This is a genomic window from Advenella alkanexedens (genome assembly GCF_019132845.1).
Lineage (GTDB): Bacteria > Pseudomonadota > Gammaproteobacteria > Burkholderiales > Burkholderiaceae_B > Advenella > Advenella alkanexedens.
The window spans coordinates 1-12,046 of record NZ_JAHSPR010000006.1; the positions used below are offsets into that span (position 1 = coordinate 1).

The 12,046-nt window shown below is 48.8% G+C and carries 7 protein-coding genes; 1 reads left to right on the forward strand and 6 read right to left on the reverse strand.

Annotated features, from left to right (window positions below; translation table 11 throughout):
- From KU392_RS09055 to ettA, 3 genes are all read right to left on the reverse strand, one after another.
- On the reverse strand, window positions 1-6,238 hold a 6,238-nt coding region (locus KU392_RS09055), incomplete at its 3' end, for an ESPR-type extended signal peptide-containing protein (RefSeq protein WP_217735132.1).
- A 564-nt stretch (window positions 6,239-6,802) separates the two neighbouring features.
- Window positions 6,803-7,015 (reverse strand): glycine zipper 2TM domain-containing protein, encoded by a 213-nt coding sequence (locus KU392_RS09060; protein ID WP_169293825.1) that lies wholly within the window; start codon window positions 7,013-7,015, stop codon window positions 6,803-6,805.
- Between the two features lie 154 nt (window positions 7,016-7,169).
- Window positions 7,170-8,843 carry an energy-dependent translational throttle protein EttA gene (ettA, locus tag KU392_RS09065; protein WP_169293824.1) on the reverse strand — a complete coding sequence of 558 codons (1,674 nt, stop codon included), beginning with the start codon at window positions 8,841-8,843 and terminating at the stop codon, window positions 7,170-7,172.
- A 146-nt stretch (window positions 8,844-8,989) separates the two neighbouring features.
- Here ettA and KU392_RS09070 point away from each other — a divergent pair, with 146 nt between their 5' ends.
- A complete protein-coding gene (locus tag KU392_RS09070; RefSeq protein ID WP_169293823.1) occupies window positions 8,990-9,469 on the forward strand; it encodes a hypothetical protein in 480 nt (159 codons plus the stop codon).
- Here KU392_RS09070 and KU392_RS09075 read toward each other — a convergent pair.
- The 3 genes from KU392_RS09075 to pdxA form a co-directional block, all read right to left on the reverse strand.
- A complete protein-coding gene (locus KU392_RS09075; protein WP_169293822.1) occupies window positions 9,466-10,395 on the reverse strand; it encodes a glycosyltransferase family 2 protein in 930 nt (309 codons plus the stop codon). The two genes, KU392_RS09070 and KU392_RS09075, sit on opposite strands and share 4 nt — an antisense overlap.
- Before the next feature lie 216 nt (window positions 10,396-10,611).
- Window positions 10,612-10,740 (reverse strand): hypothetical protein, encoded by a 129-nt coding sequence (locus tag KU392_RS14380; protein WP_256368576.1) that lies wholly within the window; start codon window positions 10,738-10,740, stop codon window positions 10,612-10,614.
- 125 nt (window positions 10,741-10,865) lie between these two features.
- Window positions 10,866-11,915, reverse strand: a complete 1,050-nt coding sequence (pdxA, locus tag KU392_RS09080) for a 4-hydroxythreonine-4-phosphate dehydrogenase PdxA (RefSeq protein WP_246587407.1) — start codon at window positions 11,913-11,915, stop codon at window positions 10,866-10,868.
- Between the last annotated feature and the right edge of the window lie 131 nt (window positions 11,916-12,046).

The following is a 12,046-nucleotide window of genomic DNA, read 5'->3' on the forward strand; positions in this document are numbered from 1 at the left end:
GGCTGGTGGCCAGCTTGATGCGCAGCTCACCATTCTCACTGTCTACACGGAGATTGGCATCGGAAGCACTGGCCGCATTGTCCAGACCGCCTGCAATACGCAGGGTCTCGCCCAGATCTTTGTGGATCTCATCACCAGTATTACCGGCAAAGTTCAGGCCTTCCTCAGTCAGGTTCTCACTTACCAGCTGGAGCTGCTCTTCGGTAGCTGCACGGCCTGCTGTTGCAAAATCAGCCGCATTCAGGTCACGATTGGTTAAACCGGTAATCTCGGCCGTCGTCGGCGTTGTGTTCAACACAATGCTCTGATTGTTACCGGCACCACCTGAAGAGGCCACGACAATCCTGCCCGCTTCCACGCTAGTGCTTGGATCGTTAGGGCTAACACCCGCCACCTTCACACCGGCATTATTAACCACAGTGTTTCCGGTGGTCAGACTGCCATCGGCACCCAGGTCAATGTTTTTAGCCAACTGAATGCTCAGGGCACCCGTACCGTCAGCCACCACGCCAATGTTGTTGTCAGAAAGAGCTCCCGTAGCACCACCGGTCAGGTCCAGGGTTTCATTCAGCTTGCGCGAAACCACGGTTCCATCATCACCTTTAAAGCTCAAACCATCATCGAGATTGGCGATTTCAGCTCCGTTATAAGTAACGCTATTGTCTTCACTCACGATGAAGTTATCACCCAGCTGTGTTCTGCCATCAACCGTCAGATTGTTGGTGGTTACGCTACCTTCATTAATCACGGTCTGATTCGTTGTACCGCCAACGGTGATGCTGTTTCCGATTTCAATATCGTCAGCCAGATCAAAAGTCAGGTCAGTACCTTCTTGCGCAATCACGATATTGCCATCGGTATTGTCAAAATCAACCGTTGCACCCGGTGCCACGTTTTTAGTTTCACCACCATCATTAGAGCTGACATTCCAGCCCTTATTGGCAGTTTCTTCAACACCTTTCAACTGACTTACATTAACCGCATCCGTATCAGCGGTGCCAGCCTCTAAGCCAGTGATTTTATTGCCATTCATATTAATGCCACCTGCATTAATAACTGGCCCACCATTATTGATCGTAATGCTCTCCAGGTCGGTCAGATTGCGGGCCATGACCAGGTTCAACTTGCTACCATCGCTATCCACGCGCAGATTGGCACCTGTTGAGGCTGCGCCATCTGCCAAGCCCCCCCCAATACTCAAGGTATCACCTAGATCTTTATGGATTGCACCACCGGTGTTACCCACAAAATTCAGACCAGCGTTCGTCAGATTATTGGCGGCAGACTGCAAGTCACCAATATTGGCGGCGTTAGTCAGGATATTGCCAGTAGCATCCGCCAGCTTGGTACCGCCCAGACCACTGGCCACACCGGTAATCTGCTTATCGCCACCATCAATGCCATCAACCGTTACGCTTGGCCCACCATCAATAGTTAAACCTTCACCATTAACTACCGTTGTGTTGGTGCCATCACTAAAAGTGGCGCTGGTCAAGCCTGTCAGGTCTTTGGCGAGCCGAAGCAATAAGCCTCCTGCAGAGCCTGCAACCACACCAATATTGGCGTCATCAGACAGTTTGTCGGCATCATCTACACCGCCAGTCAAACTAACAGTTTCGTTCAGTTTATGAGAGATACTTCCAATATCACCGGCAAAGTTCAGACCGTCATTCAGTGTTGCCACTTCGTAATCCTTACCATCAGGATCGGTGTACTGGATACGGGTAATACCATCAACGCCATCAACGCCTGGCTCACCCTTACCCATTGTCAGACTGCCGTCTTTTCCGTCAACACCATCAATGCCATGGAAGACAATCGCATCAGGATTAATGCTGACGCCATCTTTACCGTCAGCGCCCTTGACGCCCACTTTACCATCCACTCCATCACCACCGACTGACAAGTTGTCTGCCAGATCAAAGGTCAGCTTGGTACCAGTTTGACCAATCACGATATTGCCATCGGTATTATCAAAGTCAACCGTTGCACCCGGTGCCACGTTTTCAGAAGTCGCGTCATCTGCATTGGTGGTGACATTCCAGCCCTGGTTGGCGTTTTGCGCCACATCGGAAACCATTTTCAGCTGCTCTTCTGTTGCTGCACGGCCAGCATTGTAAGTGCCTGCCGGATTCCAGGTGGTATTGGTCAAGCCTGTAATCTCTGCCTTGGTCGGTGACGTATCCAGCACAATACTCTTGTTATTACCTGTTCCACCCGCTGAAGTGACCACAATCTTGCCCGCTTCTACTGTCGTAGTTGGGGCGAACCCACCACTACCTACGGTTACACCCGTATTGTTAACTTTAGTGTTACCGGTTGTCAGGCTACCATCGGCACCAAGATCGACATCTTTCGCCAGGTTGATTGCAATCACACCTGCATCTTTTTCGCCAGTCTGAGCTACGCTAATATTGCTGTCGCCTTTGAAGTCAACAGCACCACCCGGCCCAATGTTAACTTGATTCGTTCCAGAACCGGAAACATCCCAACCTTGACCTACATATTGAAGCGCGTCATTGACGTTAGTATAAGGGTTACCATTCACTGACAAACCAGCTGTCACAGTATGAGTGGCTGGGTTATATTTAGATGTTCCGCCCAACGCACTGGCAACCGAATCACCAAAAGTATCCAGATTATTACCCAAAGCGGTTACTGCTTTATTTGTAGCATGCAACTGACTGCCATTAACAGCATCAGTACTCTTCTCGTTCAGTTGACCCGCAGCCACATTACTGATCGTACGCTCATTACCCACAGACCCTACACTGACTGTAGATGTCACGCCTGGTTGCGCACCGGCAAAATCATACTTAACACCATCCACAGTTGCCTCGGGTGTACGCGTAACGTTAACAGTACCAGTAACAGAACCACTACCCAAGGCAACAGAACCTTCGTGATAGGCAATTGCATTCGTACCTAAAGCCATAGAGTTGGCTTTCTGCGCATTGGCACCGGTACCCATAGCAGTAGAATTAAGTCCCTCTGCATCTGCACCGTCACCTAGAGCCAAAGCACTGCCGGCGGTAGCTTGTGCACCGTTACCAAAGGCTGAAGCGTTGATACCGGTTGCATCTGTGTTCGCACCAATAGCGGTTGCATTTTGAGCGGATACAAGGGCGTTAGTACCTGCCGCAAAACCATTGACAGCATTTACTGTCGCTTCTGCACCATCACCAATAGCGGTGGAAAACTTGGCGCGAGCTTCTGCATCAACACCCAATGCCAAGGCATGCTCTTCGTCAGCCAATGATGCTTTACCTATTGCGATTCCGGCTGTATTGCGCGCTGCATTGTTATTAAAAGGATCGCTAAAACCTGATATGGCACCCGTACCCATGGCAATACCATCCGTGGCATAACCTACTGCTCCTGTACCCGTGGCAACAGCGTTGTAGCCGCTGGCGCTGGCTCCCGTACCGCTGGCCTGTGCATTTAAACCACTGGCATTAGCATTGGTACCGCTGGCCTGTGCGCTTACACCAGTGGCTAGCGCATTGCTGCCAAAAGCCATTGAGTCTTCACCACGAGCTTGTGCTGTCGTCCCGAGTGCCACTGCGCGTTCATCAGTAGCCACAGCATCCATACCGATCGCAGTACCGTTATCGGCTGTAGCCTCTGCGCTCGTACCGATAACAACGGTATTGTGATTGGGCACAACAGAATCTGCCAAGTGAGATCGTGCTCCCGTGCCAATAACAATAGAGTTTTCACCATAACTATGTGCATTCTCACCAATGGCAACCCCGCCCTCATGGGTAGCCATTGTGCCTGAGTTACCAATGACCGTCGATCGCAGACCGATTGCATCTACATCATTACCAATAGCAATACTCTGTGCTGCAGATGTAGTCACATCATGTCCAAATGCGATTGAGGAATCGCCCCCCGCAACAGCATCAGGACCAATCGCCATCGCATTTTCACCTTTCGCACCATTGCTAACTTTATTGGTATCTATGCTAGAGTTAACATGAAAGTACTGGACTTTATTTGCAGCAAGCTCTTGCTTCAGTTGCCCTACATTAACAACATCTTCGTTATTAATACCGGCAGCAACGCCAGCAATTCTTTTATCGGTGTCACTTACAAAAGTAACCGCAGTCGCAGGTAAAAGCTCGATAGTACCATTAGCTAACAAGGCAAAACCTTCAGCAACTGAACCAAACGTATGCGAATTACCTGCTTTGTCTTTTACTGTAAAATCGGAAAAAGAACCATCCGCATTGACTGATACCCCTCCACCTATCAAACCAGCAACTTCTGTCTGTGCTTTTTGTAACTGGCCTACTGTTGCTGCATCACTTGTTGCGGCACCATCGGCAACGTTAACAATACGACGTAATGTAGCGTCACCACCACCTTCGTTGCGATTTCCAACAGACACTACTGAACCAGGCGTTGCCTGATTTGTCAGATAGGACGCCCCTGCCCAATCCAATGCGCTGGCAGCTGAATTTAGACCTAAAGCAACGCTTCCACTAACCGCATCTGCATTTGTACCTAAAGCAACAGCATTTTCAGCTGCATCTGCAGCATAGCCAATGGCAACTCCAGCTGCTAATGCATCGGACTGATGGCCAATAGACACCGCATTCGTTGCTGCTTTTGTATAACTGCCAATGGCAACCGCATGTTGAAGTGTTTTACCAACATTGTAATTGGCTTCCCGACCGATTGATACAACCGAATCACTCCCAACTCCTAAGCCAGTCCCGCTATTTTGACCAAGTGCCAAGTTGAAATAACCGGATACATCACTACCAGAACCGGCACCAATAGCGATATTTTGAGAACCACCTACATTTCTCCCTGCGTTGGTACCAATAGCGATGAGATCGATTCTGTCATCAGCATCTCCAGGGTTAATTCCAGCACCGGCACCAGTACCCAAAGAAATACTATTGTTTGAACCAGCAGCCACTGTGGCTCCTAAGCCAGCAGCAAAAGAACCCGTTGCGTTAGCGGACCCACCACCGATAGCAATTGCATTCGCAGCAGTGGCCTGAGAGTCTGCGCCGAGTGCCGTCGCCTTAGAAGCGGATGCCACTGAAGCATCACCCAAGGCGACCGAGCTGCTACCGCTGGCTGCACTGTCACGTCCAATAGCAATGGCAGCCGTACCGCCAGCTCCTGGCGCTCCACCACCGGCAGTCGCACCATTCCCCAAAGCGATCGCACTTTCGCCTTCTTCAGTTACCACAGCGTCATTACCCGCTGCGAAACTGTTATTTGCCAATGCTTCAGACTTAAGACCAATTGCGATACTATTTACGCCCTCAGAGTTCGCCTCTGGGCCGATTGCAATACTGTCTACGCCCTCAGCCTTTGCATCAGCCTTTTCTGAAGTTACACGGAAGTATTTAATACCTTCTGCCTCATCACCAAATAATTGATCAAAAATCTGGCCACCTGTTACGGCATCTTTTGAACCGGCTTCAACCGCGCCATCTGCCAGATTGGTAATTTTTTTATTACCCAAATTGGCACCACCACTTAAGGTACTGCTTCCTGTCACATTTAAGGTGCCACCAACCGTTGCATTATTAGTGACATTTAAACTGGCCGTATTTACGCCTGTCAGACCAGTAAGATTTGAATTTAGATTGGTTCGAAACGTATTACTGGCAGCATCATAGGCGACCGTGGTATTGGTACCATTAACGAACGTTAAAGTATCACCCAATGCCAGCGTATCTGTAGCGCCAGAGTTTGCACGGACAATTAAACCTTTATTGGCTGTATTCTGTGCGGCATTGGCTGCATTTTGTGCTGTGGTTACGTTTTGGTTTGTTGCATTCAACTGGGCACCATTGACAGCGTCTGTACTGCCGGCATTAAGCGCTCCTGCCGCAACGTTGGTGATTTTCTTATTCCCTGCATTAATGCCAGACTGAGTCACACTGGGACCGCCTGTAATAACCAAACCTGTAGTATTCAGGTTCACATCAGAACCCACCTGAACATTGTTATTAGTAATCAATGTTACTGGGGCACCCACCGCGCCTGCTATGGTAATAGTGTCCCCACTGAATTTATGCAGATCCTCTACATTGAACCCATTGCCCACAGTCACAGTTTGCGCCTGGGCAGAGACACCGACGGTAATCGCCAGAATTGCGCTTGCCAATACTGATGACCCACTTCGCTTGCCTTTTGCTTTTACATTTTCTGAGACAGCGACATAAGTTCCTGTTTGTTCATTCCATATGCTTTTATATATACGATTCACAACCGATCCTTTCAAATAGATGTATCTGCCGGCGGTGATTGGTTGCTTAAAACTGCAAGTCATCTTTCAGTTAAACACAAACCCAAGAAAAGCCAGCACCTTGACTGTCTAGCAACTCGCTCCGGAAGCACTTTCTTAATGAAAACAAACTGTTACCGGCATTGCCTGGGGATCAAATGTATTAAATATAAAAACATTATTCAATTTGAGATTATTTACAATTTAACACTTAATAATCGTTTGATTTCACCTATATTGTTTTTGTTAAATATAAAAATATTTTTATATAAACCAATTTAATGAAAATTACCTACCCAATAGGTAATAAACAGGAAGAGATCGCAAGAAAAATGTTAAATATCGTTATTTTTTTAGGCGAATACACTTGTTTATTTACACAAAAATATCAATTTTTTATCAATTCTTAACATTTTTGATAAATCAACAACATTATTCAAAACAAATTTCCATAAAAAACCCGAACATTGATCAATGTTCGGGTTTCTGATTTGAAACAGGCAAGTCAAAACTGACCTGTTCTGTTCATCGGGCACTTATGGACGTTTATTTACCAACCTGGTTACCAATAACACCACCGACGGCAGCACCACCAACAGTACCCCAGCCGCTGCCACCCGTTAACACGGCACCTGCCACACCACCAATGGCTGCGCCACCAATTGTGCTTTTATCACGTGTGCTCATGTTGCCACAACCGGTTAATGCAGCGGCCACAACGGCAACCAACATTACCTTGCTTACGTTTTGTACCTTCATTTTAAACTCCTTCAGGCATTGGCCAGAGATTCAACAATTAAAACATTATCCTGTTACTGACAGGTTCTCAAAATACCACTCATTTGGCTATATATTTACGATTTAAATTGTATCAATAATTCAAATATACAGGCTTTCTGACATCCACTGAAACTTACTTCAAGGCTTTGTAGCGAATCCGTTTGGGTTTGGCACCTTCTTCACCCAAACGACGTTTTTTATCGGCCTCATACTCCTGATAGTTGCCATCAAAAAACACGACTTGTGAATCCCCTTCAAACGCCAGAATATGAGTGGCAATACGATCCAGGAACCAACGGTCATGACTGATCACCATGATACTGCCGGCAAATTCCAGTAAAGCATCCTCCAGGGCACGCAACGTTTCCACGTCAAGATCGTTGGAGGGCTCGTCAAGCAACAGAACATTGCCACCTTTAATCAGCGTGGCCGCCAGATGCAAACGTCCGCGTTCACCACCCGACAGTTGTCCAACCATTTTGTTCTGGTCTGAACCCTTGAAATTGAAACGTCCCAGATAGGCACGGGCCGGCATTTCAAATTTTCCAACCGTTAGCAAGTCGGCACCATTGGAGATAAAGTCGAATACGTTTTTATCATTGCTCAGGGCTTCGCGCGACTGATCCACAAAAGAAATATTGGCAGTCTGGCCAATCTTGACCTCTCCGGAGTCGGGCTGCTCCTGCCCGGCAATCATGCGGAACAGGGTGGATTTACCGGCCCCGTTAGGACCAATGATACCCACAATGGCACCGGGCGGCACTTTAAAGCTCAGGTCATCAATCAGCAATCGATCACCAAATGCCTTACTGACATTTACAAATTCAATCACCTCGTTGCCCAAACGCTCTGCCACGGGAATAAAGATTTCCTGGGTTTCATTGCGTTTCTGGTATTCATGCGACGACAATTCCTCGAAACGGGCCAGACGTGCCTTGGATTTTGCCTGACGTCCCTTGGGATTCTGACGTACCCATTCCAGTTCTTTTTTAATGGTTTTCTGACGAGCGGACTCGGCGGCTTCTTCCTGCTGCAGGCGATTGCCTTTTTGTTCCAGCCAGGAGCTGTAGTTGCCTTTCCACGGAATGCCATGACCACGGTCAAGCTCCAGAATCCATTCCGCAGCGTTATCCAGAAAATAACGGTCGTGGGTAACGGCCACAACGGTGCCGGGGAATTTCTGCAGGAACTGTTCCAGCCACTCCACACTTTCCGCATCCAGATGGTTGGTCGGCTCATCAAGCAAAAGCATATCGGGCTTGGACAGCAACAGGCGACACAACGCAACACGGCGTTTTTCACCGCCTGACAAATGGCCAACCATGGCATCCCAGGCAGGTAAACGCAACGCATCGGCCGCGATCTCCATCTGATGCTCGATATCATCGGCACCACTGGTTGCCGCTGCCGCGATAATCGCTTCCAGCTCGGCCTGTTCAGCTGCCAGTTTGTCAAAGTCGGCATCAGGCTCGGCATATTCAGCATACACCTCATCAAGGCGTTTACGGGCGGTAAACACCTCGCCCAGGCCTTCTTCCACCGACTCACGCACGGTGTGCCCGGGATTCAGCTGGGGTTCTTGCGGCAAATAGCCAATATTCAGCCCAGGCATGGGAATGGCTTCGCCTTCGATATCCTTATCAACACCGGCCATGATTTTAAGCAGGGTTGATTTGCCAGAGCCGTTCAGGCCAAGGACGCCAATTTTTGCGCCCGGAAAAAAAGACAGGGAAATATCACGCAAAATCTGCCGCTTGGGGGGCACGATTTTACCGACTCGGTTCATGGTATATACGTATTGGGCCATTTTTATATGTGTAAATATGAAAAGGACTCATTGTAGCCATTTCCTGCCGTATTGTCCGTTTGTGGAATTGGGCAGGCACTCGGGCACACATTAAAAATCCAGTACAATCAAACGATTGACTCTACGCTTACCCTATAGTGATAAACATGCTTACCTTTACTGAACACGAACTGGAACTCCTTGGAAAAACTGCCGATGCCCTTAGTGCCTATATGGGCAAGCCGGTTCTGGCCGAAGTGGATACCTCTGAAGACGGCTTTGAATGGGTGATGTTCGGCATTCCACTGGACATCAACGATGAAGCCGGGGATGAAGAGATCGTTCACATCCAGATGGGTGGCCCATCCGCACGCTTGCTGGGCAATGCCGGTGGCCTTGATGATGGACAAAAAGAGGTTTATGCCTGTGAGTTTCTGTGGGGCATCCAGCTAACCGACCAGGACAACATCCGTTTTATTCGTATTGACTATACGGGCGAAGAAGTGCAATGGACTGAAACACTGGAAGAAATGCTGCCGTTTGCGATTAACGATGAAGCCTTATCCAACGATGAAGAGATTTGGGATGATGAGGATGGTGATGATGACGAACCCGACATCACACCTCCACCCCCAACCCTGCACTAATGCTGTTTTTTATCGCGCAGATAAAGCAATAAACCCACGGGATACATGGATGCCACCAACAGGGTTGGCATCAACCCGCGCAATTGAGCCAGTCCGGGCAGCTTAACGCCCCTTGCCCGCAAATGCAGACGAAAACGGGTATAACGTGCGGCAGCCATTAAAAAAGACACTGGCTGGAACCTGAACCATGGCAGGCATTCCACTACGGTATCCCGTGCCAGCAACAATAAGCCCAACGCATGTTTTCTTCCTGTTTGCGCTCCTTCTTCGGACAAGGACCCTTCGGTTTCATGATAAACCCGAAACACCTGATTTACGAAACGCGTTAAATATCCTTCTCGGGCAATGGCACGCCAAACAAGGCTTTCCGGTACAAACCCATCTATATTCTCGGGGAATGGAAAGTACTTCAGCACTTCCGTTTGCATACAGCCAAATTTTTCACCTTTGACCGAATGCCGGAAAGTCATATCCATGGACGTCATATCCATGACATCTTCGGGATATTTATCGCCAACGATACTGCCATCAGGACGGGCACACAGACCGGTTACGGCGATATAGCCTTCACGCTGCTCGGCAGGAATGGAGCGCCAGCAGGCCCACATCTGGTTAAGGGCATCCGGGGTCAGCGTATCATCGCTATCAAGGACAACCAGCAAGCGCCCCCAGGCATTATTCACACCATTATTGAAGGCCGTTTTTTTGTGCTGGTTTCTTTGCCAGACATAACGAATGGGAAAGGGAGAGTCCTCTTGCCATTTCTCTATCAACTCACGGGTGTTGTCGGTAGAGCCGTCATCAATAATGAGCCACTCAAAATCGCTGAATTGCTGATTGCACAACGACTCATAAGCGCGCAACAAGGTATGTGCACGGTTATAAGTCGGAGTCAATACAGTAAAAGAAAACTGATTATCTGTCATGGCTGAAAGTAAATAACGATTTTGCTTTATTAATGGCCGCTAAACCCACAAACAACATGGTTAGTTTGCCATGTTAATAATGCTTAACATGTAGTGAATCGTAAAATGCGTAATTGACATTAAAAGCCAGAGCTTTACATGAAAAAGGCCGCTGTCTGGGACAACGGCCTTAAATTTTTGCCATACGGGCAAAGCACGGTTAATGCCATGACGGCATTAAACACGTTTCACTTTTTCCAGCATTTTGAACACGCCTTTTGGTGAGCTAACAAACAAACGTTTGAAAGCTTTACCCAAGCAACGGCGCTCAAGAGTATTGCGACGTACGCGCTTGATTTCAGCCATGAGATTCTCCAGATAATAAATTGGTTAGCCCGTTAGTGTACTTGAAATATGCCTGCTTATCAATCGATAGCCCATCATGCAGAAATTAAATAAATCTCCATGCATTCTCACGCAGCCCCACTTGTTTACTCAGGGACCACCCTCATTTTCATGGCCAGCTCAAACGCCACCCGCAAAGAAGATTCGTCGGCAACCCCCTGCCCGGCAATGTCAAAAGCAGTGCCATGGTCAACGCTGGTGCGAATGAAAGGAAGGCCAACGGTTACGTTAATCCCGTTATCCACGCCCAGGTATTTCACGGGTATCAAGCCCTGGTCATGGTATTGGGCCACGACAATATCAAACTCTCCCTTGCGGGCGCGCATGAATATGGTGTCGCCGGGATAAGGGCCGCTGACGTTCACGCCCTGTTCACGCATATACTCAATGGCGGGGGCAATAATATTGACATCTTCCAGCCCAAAACGCCCTTCTTCACCGGCATGCGGGTTTAAACCTGCCACGGCAACACGCGGATGCTCAATGCCCAGCTGGCGACAGGCCTGGTGTGCCAGCCGGATGGCCGTGCATTCATTTTCATACGTAACCTGTTGCGGCACCGCCGACAACGGGATATGAATCGTCACCAGCAACACCCGCAATTCGTCGTTTAACAGCATCATGCCCACCTGCCCCGCACCCGAACGTTGCGCCAGGATTTCAGTATGGCCGGGATGATCCACCCCCGCCATTTTCAAAGAAACCTTGTGCAAGGGTGCGGTCACAATGGCGACAATTTGCCCCGCCATGGCATCATCAATAGCCTGGCAAAGATAGGCATAAGCCCCCTGCCCGGCTTCTTTGCTAACCTGCCCCAGAGGCAGGCTGGCCGGAATGGGCGGTGCGCAGTTAATGACAGGAATAACAACAGCATCCGATGTGGCTGGCGTTGCAACATGTCCCGTCAGACTTTCCTGAAGATAATTATTCATGCTGGCAAATTCCCGGATATGCACCTGCGACAGTGCCAGAAAACCCGCCGCCCTGACCAGACTGCCCGTATCACCATACACCACCGCCGGTGCCGGCAAGCCGTTTGCAAACAGTTTCACAACCAGTTCGGGGCCAATGCCGGCCGCATCCCCCATGGTAATGCCCAGCGGCAAAGCCGCCTGTTGTAATGATTCGCCTGACATACTCCGCCCTTCCAATAAACAAGATTGCCAGTATTACATATTAATAAGATTTCCGTCTTCCAAGTTTAACAGTTCAGCCCTGCCATTCAGGCACAAATTCACACCTATTAATGGCAGGGTTTCATGGCTTT

Excerpts from the sequence above, each read along its gene's own strand:
- pdxA (WP_246587407.1), bottom strand. The coding sequence starts at position 11,915 with ATGTCAGGCGAATCATTACAACAGGCGGCTTTGCCGCTGGGCATTACC.
- ettA (WP_169293824.1), bottom strand. The coding sequence starts at position 8,843 with ATGGCCCAATACGTATATACCATGAACCGAGTCGGTAAAATCGTGCCC.
- KU392_RS09060 (WP_169293825.1), bottom strand. The coding sequence starts at position 7,015 with ATGAAGGTACAAAACGTAAGCAAGGTAATGTTGGTTGCCGTTGTGGCC.
- KU392_RS09070 (WP_169293823.1), top strand. The coding sequence starts at position 8,990 with ATGCTTACCTTTACTGAACACGAACTGGAACTCCTTGGAAAAACTGCC.
- KU392_RS14380 (WP_256368576.1), bottom strand. The coding sequence starts at position 10,740 with ATGGCTGAAATCAAGCGCGTACGTCGCAATACTCTTGAGCGCCGTTGC.
- KU392_RS09075 (WP_169293822.1), bottom strand. The coding sequence starts at position 10,395 with ATGACAGATAATCAGTTTTCTTTTACTGTATTGACTCCGACTTATAAC.